The 17,931-nt window shown below is 65.7% G+C and carries 20 protein-coding genes and 5 pseudogenes; 8 read left to right on the forward strand and 17 right to left on the reverse strand.

The features are described from left to right. Positions 1-13: 13 nt before the first annotated feature. From Atep_RS16585 to Atep_RS05845, 13 genes and pseudogenes are all read right to left on the reverse strand, one after another. Positions 14-142, reverse strand: a pseudogene (locus Atep_RS16585) (IS1595 family transposase); the annotation flags it as partial. A 2-nt stretch (positions 143-144) separates the two neighbouring features. Beyond that, a pseudogene (locus tag Atep_RS16590) lies at positions 145-313 on the reverse strand (IS1595 family transposase); the annotation flags it as partial. 15 nt (positions 314-328) lie between these two features. Further along, the gene (locus Atep_RS05795) at positions 329-874 is read right to left on the reverse strand and encodes a hypothetical protein (RefSeq protein WP_213380754.1); all 546 of its coding nucleotides are present in this window, start codon (positions 872-874) and stop codon (positions 329-331) included. Next, positions 871-1,914: a tetratricopeptide repeat protein gene (locus tag Atep_RS05800; RefSeq protein WP_236786547.1), complete on the reverse strand. Its 1,044-nt coding sequence runs from the start codon at positions 1,912-1,914 to the stop codon at positions 871-873. The genes Atep_RS05795 and Atep_RS05800 overlap by 4 nt, the downstream gene beginning before the upstream one ends. A 34-nt stretch (positions 1,915-1,948) precedes the next feature. Further along, entirely contained in the window at positions 1,949-2,587 is a 639-nt protein-coding gene (locus tag Atep_RS05805; protein WP_213380755.1) for a hypothetical protein, read from the reverse strand. Next, complete coding sequence (locus tag Atep_RS05810) at positions 2,577-3,026, reverse strand: hypothetical protein (RefSeq protein ID WP_236786550.1); 450 nt, start codon at positions 3,024-3,026, stop codon at positions 2,577-2,579. The genes Atep_RS05805 and Atep_RS05810 overlap by 11 nt, the downstream gene beginning before the upstream one ends. Before the next feature lie 26 nt (positions 3,027-3,052). Next, on the reverse strand, positions 3,053-3,859 hold the full coding sequence (locus tag Atep_RS05815; protein ID WP_213380759.1) for a MotA/TolQ/ExbB proton channel family protein: 807 nt from the start codon (positions 3,857-3,859) through the stop codon (positions 3,053-3,055). Beyond that, positions 3,860-4,285: a hypothetical protein gene (locus tag Atep_RS05820; protein ID WP_213380760.1), complete on the reverse strand. Its 426-nt coding sequence runs from the start codon at positions 4,283-4,285 to the stop codon at positions 3,860-3,862. After that, positions 4,282-4,902: a hypothetical protein gene (locus Atep_RS05825; RefSeq protein ID WP_236786553.1), complete on the reverse strand. Its 621-nt coding sequence runs from the start codon at positions 4,900-4,902 to the stop codon at positions 4,282-4,284. The genes Atep_RS05820 and Atep_RS05825 overlap by 4 nt, the downstream gene beginning before the upstream one ends. Positions 4,903-4,917: 15 nt before the next feature. Further along, positions 4,918-5,616, reverse strand: coding sequence for a hypothetical protein (locus tag Atep_RS05830; RefSeq protein WP_213380762.1), 699 nt, complete (start codon positions 5,614-5,616; stop codon positions 4,918-4,920). 46 nt (positions 5,617-5,662) lie between these two features. Then, positions 5,663-6,970, reverse strand: a complete 1,308-nt coding sequence (locus Atep_RS05835) for a TerD family protein (RefSeq protein ID WP_213380763.1) — start codon at positions 6,968-6,970, stop codon at positions 5,663-5,665. 115 nt (positions 6,971-7,085) lie between these two features. Continuing rightward, positions 7,086-7,397, reverse strand: coding sequence for a DUF1840 domain-containing protein (locus Atep_RS05840; RefSeq protein WP_213380764.1), 312 nt, complete (start codon positions 7,395-7,397; stop codon positions 7,086-7,088). Positions 7,398-7,473: 76 nt separating this feature from the next. Further along, on the reverse strand, positions 7,474-8,427 hold the full coding sequence (locus Atep_RS05845; RefSeq protein ID WP_213380765.1) for a hypothetical protein: 954 nt from the start codon (positions 8,425-8,427) through the stop codon (positions 7,474-7,476). Between the two features lie 206 nt (positions 8,428-8,633). On the opposite strand from Atep_RS05845, the gene Atep_RS05850 reads away from it, so the two are divergent. The 3 genes from Atep_RS05850 (at position 8,634) to Atep_RS05860 (ending at position 11,717) form a co-directional block, all read left to right on the forward strand. Then, entirely contained in the window at positions 8,634-10,307 is a 1,674-nt protein-coding gene (locus tag Atep_RS05850) for a glutamine--tRNA ligase/YqeY domain fusion protein (RefSeq protein ID WP_213380766.1), read from the forward strand. 57 nt (positions 10,308-10,364) lie between these two features. Then, complete coding sequence (locus Atep_RS05855) at positions 10,365-10,700, forward strand: hypothetical protein (protein WP_213380767.1); 336 nt, start codon at positions 10,365-10,367, stop codon at positions 10,698-10,700. An 84-nt stretch (positions 10,701-10,784) separates the two neighbouring features. Next, positions 10,785-11,717: a hypothetical protein gene (locus tag Atep_RS05860; protein WP_213380768.1), complete on the forward strand. Its 933-nt coding sequence runs from the start codon at positions 10,785-10,787 to the stop codon at positions 11,715-11,717. Here the strand turns inward: Atep_RS05860 and Atep_RS05865 are convergent. Then, positions 11,660-11,878, reverse strand: a pseudogene (locus Atep_RS05865) (hypothetical protein); the annotation flags it as partial. The gene Atep_RS05860 and the pseudogene Atep_RS05865 overlap by 58 nt on opposite strands. 82 nt (positions 11,879-11,960) lie before the next feature. Next, positions 11,961-12,512 carry a Uma2 family endonuclease gene (locus tag Atep_RS05870; protein WP_213380772.1) on the reverse strand — a complete coding sequence of 184 codons (552 nt, stop codon included), beginning with the start codon at positions 12,510-12,512 and terminating at the stop codon, positions 11,961-11,963. Between the two features lie 196 nt (positions 12,513-12,708). On the opposite strand from Atep_RS05870, the gene Atep_RS05875 reads away from it, so the two are divergent. After that, entirely contained in the window at positions 12,709-13,383 is a 675-nt protein-coding gene (locus Atep_RS05875) for a uracil-DNA glycosylase family protein (RefSeq protein ID WP_213380773.1), read from the forward strand. A 50-nt stretch (positions 13,384-13,433) separates the two neighbouring features. On the opposite strand, the pseudogene pgl reads toward Atep_RS05875, so the two are convergent. Continuing rightward, positions 13,434-14,108 (reverse strand): annotated as a pseudogene (pgl, locus tag Atep_RS05880) (6-phosphogluconolactonase); the annotation flags it as partial. A 112-nt stretch (positions 14,109-14,220) separates the two neighbouring features. On the opposite strand from pgl, the gene Atep_RS05885 reads away from it, so the two are divergent. From Atep_RS05885 to Atep_RS05900, 4 genes and pseudogenes are all read left to right on the forward strand, one after another. Further along, on the forward strand, positions 14,221-15,261 hold the full coding sequence (locus tag Atep_RS05885; RefSeq protein ID WP_213380775.1) for a response regulator: 1,041 nt from the start codon (positions 14,221-14,223) through the stop codon (positions 15,259-15,261). 25 nt (positions 15,262-15,286) lie between these two features. Continuing rightward, complete coding sequence (locus tag Atep_RS05890) at positions 15,287-15,772, forward strand: ATP-dependent zinc protease family protein (protein ID WP_213380777.1); 486 nt, start codon at positions 15,287-15,289, stop codon at positions 15,770-15,772. Continuing rightward, positions 15,769-16,501: pseudogene (locus Atep_RS05895) on the forward strand (circularly permuted type 2 ATP-grasp protein); the annotation flags it as partial. The gene Atep_RS05890 and the pseudogene Atep_RS05895, both read left to right, overlap by 4 nt. 175 nt (positions 16,502-16,676) lie before the next feature. Further along, positions 16,677-16,967, forward strand: coding sequence for a hypothetical protein (locus Atep_RS05900; protein WP_213380778.1), 291 nt, complete (start codon positions 16,677-16,679; stop codon positions 16,965-16,967). Position 16,968: 1 nt separating this feature from the next. Here the strand turns inward: Atep_RS05900 and Atep_RS05905 are convergent, their stop codons facing one another. Next, entirely contained in the window at positions 16,969-17,928 is a 960-nt protein-coding gene (locus Atep_RS05905; RefSeq protein WP_236786556.1) for a YihY/virulence factor BrkB family protein, read from the reverse strand. Between the last annotated feature and the right edge of the window lie 3 nt (positions 17,929-17,931).

Genomic DNA, 17,931 nt, shown 5'->3' on the forward strand with positions numbered 1-17,931 from the left:
GAGAACCTGATTATTAACATAGCTCAGCCGGTTTGAGGAGGCGGTGCGGCATGGGTGGGGTGTGCAGCGCCGCCTTGCCCAGCCGAGGAAGCCTGGCGGCCAAGTCGAAGCGGCGATTGAAGCGATAGCAGAACTCGCCGAGGTTTTGTGCTCAACCCGCCAGGCCGTCAGACAGGAGACCCCGAGATGGCGTTTTGAGCTCCGGCGCCGAGATCCCATTTTTCTGCCGCCTCAGCGGAAACATCGCCGGCAACCAAGTCGTCAGCGGCAGCTTGGTCGCCTCGAAGATCGTTCCGGCGATCAGTGAGGCTTGATGTGGCGACAGCCGCTAGGCTAAAGCCTGACGCATGGCGATCAAGCCGGCGTACCAGGCCGGATAGTCCCAGGGAAATCGCCCCGGATGCCGATCCTGGATCGGGTCCATGAGGCATCGCAGGGTCAATCCGGCGAGTCCGAGGATCACATGGACGCCGACCGCGAGGATGGAGCCGCCGGTCTGTCCCAGGTTCGGCCAGGACTCGCGTAGGCCCGCCAGGATCAGCGGCGCGCTCTCATGCGCCAGCCCGAAGGCGGCCGCCGCCGTGAGTCCGCCGAGCAAGTGGGACTCCAGCGCCCGGCGGTCGAGTTGGCGGCGCAGGATCGGCAGCAACACCAGGATCCAGAGGCTGAGATAGGCCGACTCGGGACCGGCCAGCGGCGAGGTTTCATGGCCCTGGAGCGCCCGTGCCACCGTCCGCCAGAGATCCGAGACGAGCAGGGTCGTCAGGGTCAGACCCAAGGCCAACCGGCGTACCCAAGGCCCGGTACACGGGGGACACCAACCGGCCGCCCCGATCAACAGTATCCAGCCACAGAGCACGATCGCCGTGCTCATGGTCGTTGCTCCGGCATCGCGGGGCGCTCCGAGGGGCTCGTGCCTGCAATCGTGTCTGGCCGATTCGACCGGGCGCCGGGGGGCGATGCCGAGTCACTGGTGGTCGAAGCGACCAAATCCCTGATCCGCGCCAGGATCAGGCGCTCGCAAGCCTCCGGCAGCCGTCCACGCAACGGATCGGCGTGCTCCAGCGTGATCCGCGCGCGCTCCACATCGCCCGACCAGTGATAGCCCAGACCCGCGACCAGGGCGAGGGCGACATTGGTCGGCGCGCCCTGGACCGCGAAACGGTCGGCGAGATCGCGAAACTGCGTCTGATCCTCGGCCAGGGCGGGTAGGGCGCCGAGATCCTGGATCAAGCGCCGTGTGCGATCGAGACAGACGGCCCCGCGCTGACGCGGCTCCGCGAGCCGGCGCGCCAGCACTTCGAGCCGCAGTCGGCGGGCGTCCCAGAATCCGGGGTCATCCGCGACGGCGGCATTCAACGCCGTCTCGGCCTCGTCGAGCCGATCCTGCTCCCAGGCGCTGTCGGCCAGGACGAACCAAGCGTCGGAGTGTAGCCGTTCGGGCAGATCCGGCACCTCCAGGGCCGCGCGCGCCGCGACCTGCGCCGACTCGAAGTCATGCCGGCGCCGCTGGAGGCGTGCCAGTTCGAGGTGAGCGCGGAAGCGGATCAACGGCTCTTCAGTCTGCGTCAAGGGTTCGATCAAAGCCAGCTTGCGCGCGGGATCGCCACTGAGCGCGGCGAGCTGAAAGGCCAGACGCGCCTCGTCGTCGATCCGACCCCAGAGATTGCGATAGCGCATGAAGACCGTGTCGCCCGCCGCGCGGCGCGAGGAGTCGCTCGTCGTGGGACTCAGGGCCGCGACGCCACGCTCGGCGAGGTCCGACCAGAGTGTTTCCCACGCCTCGACGGCCTGACGCGCCTCGGCCGAATCACCCAGTCCGCCCGTCTCGGCGGATCGATCCGGAGCGCGCGCCAGTCCCCAGAGCACGCCGCTCAATACCATCAACAGCCCCAGCGTGGTCAGGCGCGGCATGAGCTGTGAGTCAGGGCGTCGCGGGAGCATCGGGCTACCAATAGAGGCCATAATGCGTGAACTGGGCGACATGACGGCCGATCAGCACGGGTTCGTCCGGCCGCTGGGTGAACCAGCGAAACCGCTGACCTGTGGCCTGTAGCCGTTCGTAGAGCGGCACAAAGGTCTCCAGGCCGTCGGGATGGACGATGAAGACGGGCGCGATCCGATCGCGTGCCGCGTCCTGGGCCAGTTCATCGACCAGTCGCTCGGTCTGCTCGGCGCTCCAGGGCGGCGACCGGCTCAGGATCGCCTCGCGATCGAGCCGGAACTCCAACTGAAAGGTATCGATGTCGCGCGTCACCAGCGGCTCGGGCCGCCAGACGAAACGCCCCTGCCAGGTGGCGCCCGAGCGCGTGTCGGGCGCGGCGGCGAGCACGTCGACCACGGCTTCCTGATCCCAGACCGCCACCCGATCGGCGAGCACGAAATAGAAGCGCGAGAAGGGCGGAAAGCGTTCGCGCTGCGGCTCGACGAAGCGCGGCCCGGCGCTCGGACGGGCCGGGATCTGGCTGGCCCCTTCGGTGAACTGACGCGGCGCGGCCAGGGCGAAGAGCGTCACGATCAGCAGGATCGCCAGCAGATTGGTGGCGATGTCGAGAAAGGCGCTCGGGGTCGGTCCGTCAGTCTCCATGTCCGCGCCACTCGGTCAGCAGACGGGGTAGAGTCTCGGGCACCGTCGACAGCGGACGGAAGCTCAGCCGGAACGCCCGGCGCGTTTCGGCGCGCGGATCGAGCCGGCTGGTGAAGCGGCTGAAGGCGTCCTCGAAGGCGCGACGGGTGCCGAAACAGTCCCGGGTGAGCGCGAAGACCAGATTGCGAACGCCGTCACCCTGAGCCGCGAGTCGTGCCAGCAGCGCATCGAGTTCGGTCTCGCGATAGACGATCGGCTCGGCCTCGGGTCCGGCATAGAGTGTCACCACGCCATCGGCCTGGCAGACGATCAGATCGTCGATCGCCGGCGGACGCCCGGTCTCGGGCCGGTTGCGGGCTTGCAAGGCGAAGACGACGATCAGGATGCCGACGAAGGCCAGCACCAGATCGAGAAAGGGCAGCAGATTCGGCTCCGGCATCAGCGGTATCGATGGACGGTGACGCATCAGTCGGCCGCGTCCGGGTCCGCAGAGGTGTCCGGGAACAGCCGGTCGAGCAGCCGCCGGTAATAGAGCATGTCGAGCGTCTGTGCCCGCGCGCGCAACACCAGCAGGGCCAGCATCAGCGGGATCACCAGCACCAGCCCGACGAAGGTGGTGTCGAAGGCGAACTGGAGTCCGCCGAGCACCCCACCGAGTCCACCCCCATCGACGGCCGTGACCGCGACGCTGTCGGCCAGTCCGCCGATGGCCTGGGTGATGCCGAGCACGGTGCCGATGAAGCCGAGCATGGGCAGCACCCAGATGGCGAAACCGATGGGGGCGAAGTTGTGCTGATGCTGCCGGCCGCGCACCAGGAGCACATAGTCGCTCAGATGGACCGAGTCCTCGCGGGCGTGGGTCCGGTCGTGCCAGCGTCGCAGCGCGACCGGAACCCGCGCGGCGTCGGCCTGTTCGCGTCCGGAGAGAAAGTCGATCCAGTCCTGGAGACGAGAGCGGACGGACTGGCGACCGTCCTGGTCCGGCGTATCTCGCCCGATCAAGGCGCGGCGTTCGCTCTGGAGCCCCAGATATTGCAGGACGGCATAGAGTGCGCCGGCGACGAACAACGCCAGCATGAAACGGCAGTAGCCATTGCCCAGATAGCGCCCGATCCAGTCGGGCAGGGCGTCCGGCTCCAGAAAATGCATCAGGGTCGGATAGAGCGCCAGTGTGATGAGCAGGGCGACGATCAGCGGCCGGGCGATCTGTCGCTCGGAGAACAGCCCGGCGGCCTGATCGAGATCGAGCGATGGCTGAGCGGGTGGAGACATCTATCGATCCGGTTGGGGCGCGGCAGAGTCATCCAGGGTCTGTTCAAGCACCTGGAGTTGATGCGCGATGTCGCGTCGCGTGGTCCGCAGTTCCGCGATCCGGGCGCCGATCTCGCCGTAGAGGCGTTCCTGGCGCGCGCGTTCGTCGTGGTTCTGAGCGGCGTCGGCGCGGTCGAGCGCCTGCTGGGCCTGGGCGATGAGTTGGGTCTCCAAGTCATCGAGCCGGGTCAGCAGACGCTGGATGTCGTCGAGCCGGGCCTGGAGCGCCGCGCGGTCCGAGCCGATGTCGATGGCCGGCGGCGTTGTCGACGCCGAGGCCGCCGGCTCAGGCGGCGCGGCTCCTGAGTCGGCGGCCAACATCAGGCCCAGGCAGGACAGCAGGAGCCGGAACCGCGCGTGCGGACCGGTAATGCCGGTCGGCTTCATGGCGCGATCGGCACCTGCTGCGCATCGTTGGCGGTCTTGACGATGGCCTGCATGTTCTCGTTGAGGCTCGTCAGATTGGCGCCGACCTTCTGGAGACTCTCGATCGCCTTGTCGGCCTGACCCAGCTCATAGTAAGCCAGCACGATGTCGCGGTCGGACTCGATGGCACGCATCAGCGCCAGCGAATTGGCGCGCTCGGTGCTGATCTGGTTGCGCAGTTCGCGCCCCTTGTCGAGCCGGCTCTGCCAGGCCTGCGCGATCGGCAGGAAGGCCGGATTGGATTCGGACTTGGTCAGCGTCTCCTGACGGCGCTGCTCCCAGAGTTCGAGCAGGGCGTCGAGTTCGGTCCAGATCTCGCTGTTCTCGTCCATGCTCGCGTTGACGCGCTTGACCGATTCGAGCATGGCGTCGAGCACCTCGCCGCCCTTCTCGATGGAGTCACGGCTGGCCTGGATGTCGGCCTCCAGCCCGCTCAGATTCTCCTGGAGCTGGGCGGCCACGGCGTTGACCTTGTTGAACAGCCGGCCCATGTCGGGCTGATCGGCCGTTTGGGCGAGACCGGCGGTGCTACCGAGCGTCAGGAGTCCGGCGAGCAGCAGGGCGGATGTCTTCTTCATCATGGGCAGTTCCTCTCAATTGGCGATGGGGACCGAGGCTTGCAGACTCTGCTGGGTCTTCTGTTCGACGACCGTCATGGCCTGGGTGATGTCGTTCAGGCCCTCGACCACCGAACGCGCGGCGGCGATGGCCTCCAGCACCTTGCCGATCTTCATCTCCTGGAGGATCACCCGGTGCTGGCGCATGATGGTCGAGAGCTTCTCCTGAGCCAGGGTGCGGCTCTGGTTCAGACGCTCGTCGACGATGTCGTATTCCTGGATGGCGCGCTCGAGCTGAGCGATGCTCTGCTCACGGTTGGGATAGTCGGGCGGCTGGCGCTCGAACCAGCTCTTGAGCACGATGGTGCCCTCCTTGGCGCGGTTGAGCGCATCGGCGAAGTCGCTGTTGAGATCGAGCTTGTTGAGCACCCCATAGACCTCGTCGCGCAGGGTGAAGAACAGGCTGTCGACCTGAGCCTCCTTCTCCTGCTCCGAGGTCAGGCGCGCGACCTCTTCGAGCTTTTCCATCGCCGTCTGGATGCGCGCGCCGAGCTGGGCGCTGGAGGCGCGGATGTTGGACATCTCGGCTTCGAGGATGACGGTCGGATTGCTGCGGTTGGGGTTGCGGGCGCTGTACTGGCCCTCCTGCGCCCAGAGCGGTGCGCTCAGAAGCAGGGCGCACAGCAGCAGCCCGGGCCGGAGTCGAAGGCGCGTTGGAATGGAACGATCGGGCATCTGGAGTCCTCGTGGTTGGTCGTCGGTCTCGCGGCGTCGGCGAGGCTCAGTGGCCGCAGGCTTCGATGTTCTCCTGGAAGCCGTCGAGCAGACGCGCGGTCTTGTTGCGCAGATAGGCCAGGTCGCGCGCGATGTCGGTCAGATCCGATTCGAGATTGCGCGCGCGGTCGGCCTCACGCACCAGGCGTTGGAGGATGATGGGTCTGGACTCCTGGTTCAACTCCTTGTCGAGACGCTTGATCAGGAGTCCGGCGCAGTTGTTGAGCTTGATCGACTCATCCATCCAGGCGGCGATCGGTAGCTGGCCCAGTTGCTCGGCCTCCTGGCGATTGCCGTCGATGAAGGGCGCGGCGCACCCCGAGGTCATTTGACGCAGTTCGTTGCGCCACTTGCCCAGGAGCTTGTTGCTGCGCTCGACCCGCTGCAGGATGCGGACATAGTTGTCGCCGAGCGCGTGATAACGCTCGAAGACCTGAGCATCCTCCCAGGGGCAGGTCGGCGCCTGATAGAGGGTCGGGAGGCGGCGCCAGGCCGTTACGCCGTCGTCGCGCTCGGCCGTCGCGGGCGGTGGCTGAGGGGGATCGAGCGTGGCGCCCGTGCTCGGATCGGGGCTGAAACGCTCGCGTGCCTCGGCCCAGAGTTCGGCCGGTCGTTCGAGCCAGTCGGGCGCGAACATCCGGATCGCGCCGGTCGCGGTGGCGAGCAGGATCAGCAGAGCCAGACTCCAGGCCAGCCGGCCGGGGCGCGCGCGTCGCCGGTGTCGTTCGGACGCTGGCGACGGAGCGGATTCGAGCGGAATCGGCATCGGTGGTGCCGGATCGCTCGGTGGCGTCCCGGCTGACGCCTCCTCGGCGACAGCCACGCCGAAATGCTCGGCCAGCGGCTGGAGTCCGCCGCGAAAGCCCTGGCCGACGGCACGCAGCTTCCAGCCGGCGCCGTGGCGATAGAGTTCGGCGAAGATGAGTGCCTGCTCGTCTCCGGCCTCGGTCAGTTCGAAGGCGAGCGGCTCACCCGTGGCAGGCGTGGCCGTGAGCCGGGCGCCGATCAGGTCGCGAAACGCGCCGTGCGACAGGGCGGCGGCGATGACGAGACGATCGACAGCGGCCGGAAGACGTTCCGGTTGCACCCGAATCTCGGCGCGACCGGCGGCGGGCGTCGACAGCACCACGACCCCGCCGGGCGCCTGGAGCTGGTTGTAGAACACGAACCAGTCGTCGCTCGGAATCCGCCCATCGGCACCGACGGCGAAGCACACGACATCCAAGGTATCCCGGCCCGGCGGCCGGCGCAGTTCGATGTGCACTGTGCCTGCACTCGACAGCGGCGCGTTCGCGCCCTTCGGCAGTGTCTTCATCTCGGCGCCTCGCGCGGCAGAGAGTCCATGCCCCTTCCTCGATAGTGTGTCGATCGACGGTCGCAAATCGGAGTCGCCATGCTGCCGCAAGCCGTTCGGATACGCAACACGGTGCCTACTCCCACATGACGTTCTCGCCCTCGCGCGCGGCGGCGTCCAGCAGTTCGATCAGGGGCAGGGCGCGATGGGCGAGGCTGACGTTCGGTGATTCGTCGCCTCGGCGCGGGTGCGGCGTGGCCGGGTCGAGGGTCGCGTCCGGGTGCTCGGCGACGGCGGTCTTCAGGCGCTCCAGAGCAGCAGGTACGTCTTCGGCCAGCAGTGCGCCGGGCACCGCGCCGCTGTGTCCCATCAGCTTGATGAGGGTGACGGCTACGTCGCCGAACATGGTGATGGTGGCATAGGCCGGGGTCTCGAAGCGAATCAGCATGGGCGATGTCCTCGGTGGCTGAGGTTGGCGTGCGGGCGATCATGTCACTGTTGCCCGGATCGGGCGCGGCACCGCTTCAGTCGGACGTTCGATCCGGCTCGATGCCCGCTTGCTTCAGTAGGGCCAGCAATCGCTCGTTTCTTTCGCGCTCGCGCGCGGCCTCGGCTTGGGCCTGCTCGGCCTGAGTCCGGACCTGCTCAATTTGAGCCTGGATTTGCTCGACTTGCGCCCGGGCCTGCTCGGCCTGTTGCCGCAACCACTCCTGGGCGCGTTCGTGCTCCCGGAGTTCATCGAGGATTTCATCCTCCAGTTCCATGACTTCGGCAATCTCGCGCTCGGCATACGCCAGCTGCAGGCGTCGGATCAAGGGCCGATAGGCGGGCGGCACCTCGGCTTCGTCGAGTTCGAGCACATGCTTGTCGTCGATGACCCGACCCTGATCGAAGATTTGCAGCATTTGCTCGACTTCGGTGCGCCGCTCGCGGTGCAGTTCGGGGATCTGAATGATGTAGCTGTCGTGGGTCAGTCCTTCGATGAAGGGTTCTTTCTCGGTGAGCGGCTCGCCGGTAGTGAGATCGACGATGTCGCGACGCACCCGGATGATCGGGGCGGTGCTGTGCTCCAGCCGGTGGCCGAGAAAATAGATCGTCAGCAACGGCAGGCCCTGGCGTACCTGGCGGTTTTTGGCTTCATCAAGATTGACGAGGCGCGTGTTGTCCGGGTCGCGGTACTGGCTGCCGAGGTAGCGGCGAAAGCGCATGATGTCGGTGGGGAACTTGGCCTTTTGCAGCTCGATCAGCACCTGACGCTCTTCGCCCTGGGCGTTGCGGATGCGCGCGGCGAAGTCCATCCGGTACACCGTCAGGAAGCGCTCGCCGCCGGCGTCGACCCGGTGGCTGCGTTCCTGGGGACGAAACTCCAGCTCGAGGATTTCTTCGCCGATGATGGTGCCGATCAACAGTTTGGCGGCGATCTGGTCTTCGAGCAGAAACTTGAAAACCACGTCGTACATGGGGTTGGCGATCAACATAGCGGACAGCTCCGTGATGTGAAAGGGCGCCTCAGTGGTGTGCGGCCATGATTGGGAATCATACGGCCAATGGATGCTGTAACGGATCATTTTCCGGTAGACAGGCCGCGATCTTCAGCCTGAACACCCGGCGAAAACCATACAGTGGATGGCGGGCAACGGGTAAAATACGTCGATCATCGTTCAATCCAGCCCGCCGAGACATCATGACCGACGCCGCCGAGTCGCCACGCACCCATTTCATCCGCCAGATCGCCGAGGCGGATCTCGCCTCCGGTACGCATGACCGGATCGTCACCCGCTTTCCGCCCGAGCCGAACGGCTATCTGCACATCGGGCACGCCAAGTCGATCGTGCTCAACTTCGGTCTGGCCGAGTCGCTGGGCGGGATCTGCAATCTGCGCTTCGACGACACCAATCCGCACAAGGAGAACGTCGAATTCGTCGAGGCCATCCAGGCCGACGTGCGCTGGCTCGGGTTCGACTGGGGCGACCGCCTCTATTTCGCCTCGGATTATTTCGAGCAGCTCTATGGCTTCGCGGTCGAGCTGATCGAGAAGGGTCTGGCCTATGTCTGCGATCTGTCGGCCGAAGAGATGCGCGAATATCGCGGCACGCTTACCGAGCCGGGTCGCGACAGTCCCTGGCGTGGGCGTTCGGTGGCCGAGAACCTGGACCTGTTCGCGCGGATGCGGGCCGGCGAGTTCCCGGACGGCTCGCGGACCCTGCGCGCCAAGATCGACATGGGCTCGCCCAACATCAATCTGCGCGATCCGGTGCTCTACCGGATCAAGCATGGCGTGGTGCATCACCAGACCGGCACCGCCTGGTGTCTGTATCCGACCTACGACTATACGCACCCGATCTCGGACGCGCTGGAAGGCATCACGCACTCGCTCTGCACCCTGGAGTTCGAGGACCATCGTCCGCTCTACGACTGGGTGATCGCCAACGTCTCGGTACCGAGCCGTCCGCGCCAGATCGAGTTCAGCCGGCTCAATCTCGAATACACCGTGATGAGCAAGCGCCGCCTGACCGATCTGGTCGGCGAGGGGCATGTCGACGGCTGGGACGATCCGCGTATGCCCACGCTCGCCGGACTGCGTCGGCGCGGTTATACCCCGGCGGCGATCCGCGTCTTCTGCGAGCGCATCGGCATCACCAAGTCCGACAATCGCGTCGAGATGGCGATGCTGGAGAACGCCATCCGCGAGGATCTGGATGCCCATGCTCCGCGCCGGCTGGCGGTCCTGAATCCGCTCAAGGTTGTGCTCACCAACTATCCGGAGGATCGGACCGAGAGCATCGAGCTGGCCAATCATCCCAAGGATCCCGAGCTGGGCACGCGCACGCTGCCCTTCGCGCGTGAGGTCTATATCGACCGTGCCGACTTCGAGGAAACCCCGCCCAAGGGCTTCAAGCGGCTGATTCCGGGCGGCGAGGTGCGGTTGCGCGGGGCCTATGTGATCCGCTGTGACGAGGTGGTCAAGAACGCGGACGGCGAGATCGTCGAGCTGCATTGCTGGGCCGATCTCGACACCCTGGGCAAGAATCCGGAGGGGCGCAAGGTCAAGGGCGTGATCCATTGGGTGGCGGCTGAACAGGCGGTGGCCGCCGAGGTGCGGCTCTATGACCGGCTGTTCAACGTGCCCATGCCGGGGGCGGGCGGGAGCGACTATCGGGCCGATCTCAACCCCGAGTCGCGGCAGGTGCTGACCGGCGCGATGCTGGAGCCGAATCTGCGCGGCGTGCTGCCGGGCGAGCGTTTCCAGTTCGAGCGCGAGGGCTATTTCGTCGCCGATCCCGATTCGACGTCCGAGCGACCGGTGTTCAACCTCACCGTCGGTTTGCGCGACACCTGGGGCAAGAGCAATCACTGATCCTGATGGATGGTATTTGGGCCGATAGGGAACGCTAAAAACCGAGGTGTAGGCGGAATGAGTCTGATCGCAGAACTGGCCGGGGCCAAATCGGAAGAGGACGTCAAGGACGCCTATATCAAGGCGCTCGGTCTCAAGAAATACACCAAGGGCCTGATCGACATTCGGACCGAGGAAATCTGGTTCGAGTCCAAGGATGCGCCCACGCCGCCGGTGCTGATGTTCGCCCAATCTGGGCCATCTATCACCGTCCGCCCGAGGAGGAGCACCGCGCCTATCTGCTGGAGCGGCGCGACAGTCTGCTGCCGCTCGACGAGCGCAGTTTCAAGGGCGCGTTCTACACGCCGCTGCATATCGTCGACAAAGCGTATGAATTGCTCGGCGCGGTCCTAGGCCGCCACTGGCAGAAGAACTACCTCGTTTGGGATATGTGTTGCGGCGTGGGCAATCTGGAGGTCAAGCACTCCAACCACCGCAATGCGCATCCAGCGCGAGCTGCCGGGCGCGACGATCGCCATGTTCAGTACGCTCAAGTACGTCAATGCGCCCAATTTCGCACCCTTCCGCGCCCAGTGGCAGGCCCGCTATCTCGGCGGCTTCGTGGTGCACAGCCGCGCCTTCGATGGTCTCAAGGGCGATTTTCCGATCGGCTTTCTGGTCTGGGATACCGCGAAAGCGATGCCGCTTCAGGAGATCCGGACCACGGTCCTCGACAAGGATGGCACGGCAATCGGCGAGAAGTGCTTTGTTCCCGAACCGGATCGGGCGCCGCTTTCGAAGTGGATCGTGCGCCCACGTTCCAATCAGCAAGACGCCTTGCCGCTGAAAAACGCCCTCACGCCCACTACCAGCACCAAGGATGTGCGCGGCGACAAATGGGCCGATGGGGCGATCGGGAGCATGATCTGCTTCGGCAACGACTTGCAACATGCCGCGACCGGAACGGCTTTGCTGTCCTCCGGCTACGGGAACGCCGGAGCCTTTTTCGTCACCCCGGACAACCTGGAAAAAGCGGCCATCATCTTCGCCGTGCGTCGGCTCATCAAACCGACCTGGCTCAATGATCGCGACCAGTTCCTGCAACCCAGCGTCAAGCTCACGCCCGCCTTCAAGTCCGATTGCCTGATCTGGATGCTGTTCAACGGCTCCAACCTGTCAGCCGGCGCCGACGGACTGGAGTGGAACGGGCGGACCTGGTCGCTGGTCAACCACTTCATCCCCTTCAGCGAGGACGAAGTCGGCGCGTCCGGGCGGTTCGAGTCCGATTTCATGGTCGGCTATCTGCGCCGACTCAAGCTGTCCAAGGACGCCAAGGCCGTCATGGACGCCGGGCGCGCACTCTGGACGCGCTATCATGCCACCCGCTTCGAGAAGAAGATCCGCGACGAATTCGCGAGGCGTTCCGCGTGATCGCCGGCCAATACCCGATCATCATCCAGACGCGGTTCGATCATCACCCGCTTGCCCACCAGGTCATGGATGCCCTGGGTGCCCGGTGTGGCGAGATCCTGACGCGCCACCAGCACCAGCGGCGAATGCTGGAACACCACCGCCAGCACCACGACCGGTTTCCCCGCGGCACGCCAACATGCGTGCTGTCCTCAGTGACCAATGGGAACACCGGGGCCTGTTTCGCCGCCCCTCCCGCACCACTCAGCTCGTGCCGAGCAGGGCATCCAGATCCAGTTCGATGGCCTCGAAGGGCGGGATGCGGGCGCGTCCGCTGCCTTCGAGCGTTGCGATCTCAAGCCAGTCGCCGTCGATCAGCCGGTAGGCGGTCAACCGTCGCTCCTCGGGCCAGATCAGCCAGTAATCGGGCACGCGATGCCGCTTGAGCAGCAGCGGCAGAACCAGAGTGTCTTTCTTCTCATGTCCGGGCGAGACGATCTCGCAGACCCAATCCGGCGGCAGATCGATGACGCCGCCGGGTAGCCGGGGCAGACGCTCCCGACGCCAGCCGGCCAGATCATGCGATGGGCACTCGTGGACCTCGTAGGCGACGCTGACCTCGGTAGCGAACCACCAGCCGCCGCCGGTTCCATCGCCTTCGTCGAAAGGCCCGAGCGCGAGCGCCGTGCGGTTCTGTGCACGACCGTGGGCAAACCGCGCCATTGGCCGACGCACGATGTCTCCGCCGATCAATTCCACCCGCTCTTCCGGGCACAGGAGCAGATCGTCGATCGTGTTGAGTTTCAGTGCTTCCATGGGATGCCTCCGGCAATGGATCGAAACGTGGGTATATTCGCGCAACCGGCCCACCGACTCCAGCACCCCGGTCGGTCCACCGGCGGAACGCGATAGCGATTTCGTCGGGCAGCGCCCAAAATAACGGCCCAAACGCCCGTACTCCAGACGCGGGAGCAACCTGAACGAATCTCACGCGAGACGCCCAAGCATTACGATGACCACCGGATTGCCGAACACGACGATTGAACGCGACACGCGCCAAGCCGCGCTGCTCGCCCTGCACGCCGAATTGGAGACCTGCCGCCGCTGCCCCAAGATGTACGGACCGGCGGTCCACAGCGAATCCGTGCTCTCGCCCGTGATGCTGATCGGCCAGGCACCCGGTACGCGCGAGATCGAGCAGCTCAAGCCCTTCTGCTGGACCGCCGGCAAGACGCTGTTCAACTGGTTCGCCCCGCTCGGACTCGAAGAGACCGCCTTTCGCGCCCGCATCCTGATGAGCGCGGTCTGTCGCTGCTTTCCGGGCAAGAATCCCAAGGGCGGCGACCGGGTGCCGGATCGTGACGAGGTCGAGCGCTGCGAACGCTGGTGGCGCGGCGAGCTGGAACTGTTGCGCCCGCGTCTGCTGCTGCCGGTCGGCAAGCTCGCCATTGCCCAGCTCATGCCGGTGCCGCGCCTGAACGACGTCATCGGCCACCAGTGGACCTATCGCTCACCCGATGGTTGGGAGGCCGACGTCATCCCGCTGCCGCATCCGTCCGGCGCCTCGACCTGGTTCAAGATGGAGCCGGGGCGCACGCTATTGGCCCAGGCGCTCGACCTGATCGCCGCGCATCCGGCTTGGTGTGCCGTGTTGGAGTCCGAACCGGGCCAAACCGCACACGCTTGAACGTTCGGATATGCCTTGACCGCATGGCAGCAACCGCCCGCCGCCTCGGCATCCATCAAGACCTCCAGACGACCGGACGTGACGATCCTGGAGACCGGAAGATCCGCCCCGGCCCGCCAGCGCGCCAGCGCCTCGCGCTTGCCTCGACCCGTGACCAGGATCAAAATGGCCCGACTCGATCCCAGTGCCAGGGGCGTCAGGGATACACGCTCGGGCGGTGGTTTTGGCGCGTCCCGAACGGGGATCACCAGAGCTTCGTCCTGGATCGGATGACCTGGAAAGAGGCTGGCGGTATGCCCATCCTCGCCGAGTCCCAGCAGGACCAGATCGAAGGGAAGCCGATCGCGGATCGACTCGGCATAGTGCGCGGCGGCCGGCTCGGCCCCCAGCTCGGCGCGGATCGGGTGGATGTTGTCCGGCGGGATCGGCACCCGGTCGAGCCAGACCTCACGCACGGTCAGACTGTTGCGCTCCGGATCGTCCGCCGGCAGACAGCGCTCGTCGCCGAAGAAGAGGTGCCAGCGCGCCCAGTCCGCCGGCTGATCGGCGAGTCGACGGTAGACCGCCAGCGGGGTGCGCCCCCCGGCAAGGACGAGCTGAAAGCGTCCATGCTCGGCAATGGCGCGCGCGGCCGAGTCGAGTAGACGCTCGGTCGCTGCCGCTGCGACCTGCTCGGATGAATCGAGACACTGGAAGTCGAGGCTGTTATCGGTCATGGTAGACATCCAAATTACGCGCTAGGCAGGGTTTGACTCAGCGACGAAGCTGTGATCAGTCCATTTCGAGGGACTGATCTCGCGTCAACCGTTCATCATGATCATGGGAAGTGATGGCCCGATGAAGATACTCCTGGTCGACGACTCCAAATCGGCGCGTTACGCGCTCAGGCTCCAACTCCAGAAACAGGGCGCCGAGGTCGAGATGGCCGAGTCGGCCGAGGCGGCCTTCGAGAAGCTCAAGGGCGAGCTGCCGGATGCCATCCTCATGGACCACATGATGCCGGGACTCAACGGCTTCGAGGCCCTGGAGGTCATCCGCGAGGATCCGCGTACGGCGGCGATTCCGATCATCATTTGCACCTCGCACGAGGAGCCCGAGTTCGTCGCCACGGCGCAGAAGAAGGGCGTCTTCGGCATCCTGCCCAAGTCGGCCGCGCCCGAGTTGCTGCCCCAGATGATGGCCCGCCTGCAAGCCGAACTCGGCGCCGCCGTCACTACACCCAGGCCGACTCCTGCACCCGCGCCGTCCGCCGAAAAAACCGCTGCTCCTCCTCCAGTGGCACCACCCGCCGCCCCGCCCGGTCTGTCGGAAGACGCCGTCATCAAGCTGTTCGAATCGCGTCTGGAAGAGCGTCTGCCGCGCTTGCTCTCGCCAATGGTGGACGAACTCAGACGCGATCTGAGCGAGGTGATTCTCAGCGAAACCAAGCGCCTGATCGAGGAGCGTCACACCGCCGAGCAATCGACCAGACAAGCGGCGTCGCCCCAGCCGACCATGGCCGATCTCCAGGCCATCTCGACGCGCCTGGCCACCGAGACCCTGCCCGATCTCATCAAGCGCGCCCTTCAGACCGAGCGTACCCATCTCCAGGAATGGGTCGACAGGCGTGTCGGCGAGGCACTGACTCAGTCCGCTGCGAGTGAGGATCAGGAGCGCGCCGACGCCGACGAGATCGCGCGCAAAGCCGTGGCCATGGCGCGGCGCGAGTCCAAGGAGGCCGTGGACGCGGCGCTGGCGACCGCGCAGCAGTCCATCCAGTCGCTGGAGCAGCGGCTCCCGTCGCTGGGGCCGGTCTATGCGCTCATCGTGCTGGCGATCGTGCTTGGCGTAGGCGCGGCGGGCGCGGTCTACTATCTGCTCGGCTCGGGATCGGTTTGAGTCGCGATCATCCGGGGCGAGACACATGAGCGATTCCGGACCCGCTTCATCGACGTCGATCCTGGGCTGGCGCGAGTGGCTCGCTCTGCCCGAGCTGGGTCTGCCCGCGATCAAGGCCAAGGTCGACACGGGCGCACGTACCTCGACCCTGCATGCCTTCTATGTCGATACCTTCCGGCGTGGCGGACGACTGTACGCGCGCTTCGGCGTGCATCCGGTCCAGCAATGCGCCGATCTCGTCGTGCATGTTGAAGCGCCGGTGATCGACCGGCGGCAGGTCTCGGATTCGGGCGGACATCGCGAGGAGCGCTATGTCATCGAGACTCGGCTCGCCCTGGCCGGCCAGGCGTGGCCGATCGAGCTGACCCTGACCAATCGCGAGACCATGCTGTTTCGGATGCTCCTGGGGCGAACCGCCATCAAGGGGCGCGCCCTGGTCGATCCCGAGAAATCTTTCCTGACCGGCCGGGTGCGGCGGCCCTGGGAGTCCTATGGAGTGTATGCTCGATGAGCATCGACTGGAACGACTATTCATGTGAAGGTTTTTATGACGAGCTGGTCGCGCGTCGGGAAGCGGCGGACGTCGCCATCAAGGAGATGGGCATCACCTTCACCGTCTATTCGGAGGAGGGCCGGGCGATCGACCGCACCTGGCCGTTCGACATCATCCCGCGCATCATCCCCCAGTCGGAGTGGATGCGGGTCGAGGCGGGGGCTGCGTCAGCGGGTCCAGGCGCTCAATCTGTTCATCGACGATCTCTACCACGATCAGCGCATCATCGCCGACGGCGTCTTTCCGGCGGACGTGCCGGCCAAGTCGGTCAACTTCCGTCCGCAGTGCATCGGTGTGAAGCCGCCGCTCGGGGTCTGGGCGCACATCTGCGGCTCGGATCTGGTGCGCGACGGCGACGGCACCCTCTATGTGCTGGAAGACAATCTGCGCGTGCCCTCGGGCGTGTCCTACATGCTCGAAAACCGGCTGGTGGCCAAGCGCGTCTTCCCCGAGCTGTTCGAGCATTACGCGCCGCTGCCGGTCGACGACTATCCCTCGCAACTGTTCGACACCCTGGCCGCGCTCTCGTCGCGTCCGGCCGACTATCCCGAGGTCGTGGTCCTGACGCCGGGGATCTACAACTCGGCCTATTTCGAGCACGCCTATCCGGCCCAGCAGATGGGCTGCGAGCTGGTCGAGGGGCGCGATCTGTTCGTCGATGATGACGACTGCGTCTATATGCGCACCTTCGTGCCGCCCTCGACGAGTTCCAGATCGGCATCGGCGAGCTGCATGGCGAGATCGCCCGCACCTGGTTCCCGCCGGTGCCTGAGTCGGAACCCCAGTCTCACGCGCAATCCCAGTCGCAATCACAACTACAAACGACCGCGAACAAGGTCGACGATAGAGAGGAGAAAAGAGGATGAATGTCGCTTCACTGCCCGCGATCCTGCTGACCCTGGCCGGCTGGGTGCTGACCGCCCTGAGCGCGGCGGCCATGCTCTCCGGCCCCTATGATGGACGGACCTGCCGGACCGAGTGTGTCCAGACGCTGTTCTTCTCCGGCATGGCGGCCGGCATCCTGGGGCTGATCCTGGGCATCGTCGGTCTGCGCTTCGTCGTCGGGCGCCGGCTCAGTCAGGTCTCGCTGTGGCTGGCCGGGCCGCTGTGCGCCATCTTCGCCGCGCTCTTTCTGATCGGCAATCTGGCCTGAGTCAATCCGCCGCCAGTTCGGGTGAATCGAGCAGCTCGGGATGCTGCTTGTAGAAGGCGATGCTGCTGCCGACGAGCAGGATCAGCCAGCCGAGATAGATCCAGATCATCAGCAGGATCAGGATCGCCAGACCCGAATAGATGGCGGTGTACTGGGTCGATCCGGCCATGAAGTGCGCGAACAGCGCCCCGATCGACTGCCACAGCAGGCCCGCGCCCAGACCGCCGATCAGCGCCGAGACAAGCCGCACCCGGGTGTTGGGCACGAAGCGGTAGATGAAAGCGAAGGTGGCCGAGATCATCAGATAGGGCGCGACCAGCCGCGCCAGCTCCATCAGCCAGCTCACCGGCTCGTAGTCCATCACCGAGCGCATCCGCGGATTGCCGCCGAGCGAGGCCGAGACGCCGACCGCCGAGAAGAACAGCACCGGCCCGATGGTCAGCACGCTCAGATACCGGGTGAAGCGCTGGGCGAACGGGCGGACCTCGTCGACGCGCCAGACATGGTTGAACGATTGCTCGATCTTCTGGATCAGCGAGACGACGGTATAGAACGGCATCCCCACGCCCAGCGCCCCGAGCACCCCAACCTGCATCCGGTCGACGAAGCCGATGAGCTGCTGTGTGATCTCCACGCCCGATTCGCCGAGCGGTTCGAGCGCGTTGGCCGGCAGCGGCTCGATCTGGTTGTGCACGCCGAAGCCCTTGAGCACCGAGAAGCTGACCGCCAGGAGCGGCACCAGCGAGAGCAGCGTGGTGTAGACCAGGCTCATGGCATAGAGCGTCAGGTTCCCCTGCGTCAGATCGCGCGCCACGGCATGGACGAGCCGTCCGAGCCGGATGGCCAGTGCCTGCCAGCGCGGCAGTTGGTGCGGATCCTGTCCCCAGAGCAGGGTTTCCAGACGGGTCTGGAGGCTTGGGTTGGACGTTATTGTGTCCGGACCTCCTTGGCGTGTCGGCAAGTC

This window comes from Allochromatium tepidum, from assembly GCF_018409545.1.
In the GTDB taxonomy this organism is placed as follows: domain Bacteria; phylum Pseudomonadota; class Gammaproteobacteria; order Chromatiales; family Chromatiaceae; genus Thermochromatium; species Thermochromatium tepidum_A.

Coding starts and splice junctions, on each gene's coding strand:
- Atep_RS05810 (WP_236786550.1), bottom strand. CDS start 3,026: ATGCCGGAGCCGAATCTGCTGCCCTTTCTCGATCTGGTGCTGGCCTTC.
- Atep_RS05805 (WP_213380755.1), bottom strand. CDS start 2,587: ATGGAGACTGACGGACCGACCCCGAGCGCCTTTCTCGACATCGCCACC.
- Atep_RS05890 (WP_213380777.1), top strand. CDS start 15,287: ATGAGCGATTCCGGACCCGCTTCATCGACGTCGATCCTGGGCTGGCGC.
- Atep_RS05850 (WP_213380766.1), top strand. CDS start 8,634: ATGACCGACGCCGCCGAGTCGCCACGCACCCATTTCATCCGCCAGATC.
- Atep_RS05835 (WP_213380763.1), bottom strand. CDS start 6,970: ATGAAGACACTGCCGAAGGGCGCGAACGCGCCGCTGTCGAGTGCAGGC.
- Atep_RS05795 (WP_213380754.1), bottom strand. CDS start 874: ATGAGCACGGCGATCGTGCTCTGTGGCTGGATACTGTTGATCGGGGCG.
- Atep_RS05845 (WP_213380765.1), bottom strand. CDS start 8,427: ATGTTGATCGCCAACCCCATGTACGACGTGGTTTTCAAGTTTCTGCTC.
- Atep_RS05815 (WP_213380759.1), bottom strand. CDS start 3,859: ATGTCTCCACCCGCTCAGCCATCGCTCGATCTCGATCAGGCCGCCGGG.
- Atep_RS05830 (WP_213380762.1), bottom strand. CDS start 5,616: ATGCCCGATCGTTCCATTCCAACGCGCCTTCGACTCCGGCCCGGGCTG.
- Atep_RS05825 (WP_236786553.1), bottom strand. CDS start 4,902: ATGAAGAAGACATCCGCCCTGCTGCTCGCCGGACTCCTGACGCTCGGT.
- Atep_RS05870 (WP_213380772.1), bottom strand. CDS start 12,512: ATGGAAGCACTGAAACTCAACACGATCGACGATCTGCTCCTGTGCCCG.
- Atep_RS05855 (WP_213380767.1), top strand. CDS start 10,365: ATGAGTCTGATCGCAGAACTGGCCGGGGCCAAATCGGAAGAGGACGTC.
- Atep_RS05860 (WP_213380768.1), top strand. CDS start 10,785: ATGCGCATCCAGCGCGAGCTGCCGGGCGCGACGATCGCCATGTTCAGT.
- Atep_RS05820 (WP_213380760.1), bottom strand. CDS start 4,285: ATGAAGCCGACCGGCATTACCGGTCCGCACGCGCGGTTCCGGCTCCTG.
- Atep_RS05800 (WP_236786547.1), bottom strand. CDS start 1,914: ATGCCGCGCCTGACCACGCTGGGGCTGTTGATGGTATTGAGCGGCGTG.
- Atep_RS05875 (WP_213380773.1), top strand. CDS start 12,709: ATGACCACCGGATTGCCGAACACGACGATTGAACGCGACACGCGCCAA.
- Atep_RS05885 (WP_213380775.1), top strand. CDS start 14,221: ATGAAGATACTCCTGGTCGACGACTCCAAATCGGCGCGTTACGCGCTC.
- Atep_RS05840 (WP_213380764.1), bottom strand. CDS start 7,397: ATGCTGATTCGCTTCGAGACCCCGGCCTATGCCACCATCACCATGTTC.
- Atep_RS05900 (WP_213380778.1), top strand. CDS start 16,677: ATGAATGTCGCTTCACTGCCCGCGATCCTGCTGACCCTGGCCGGCTGG.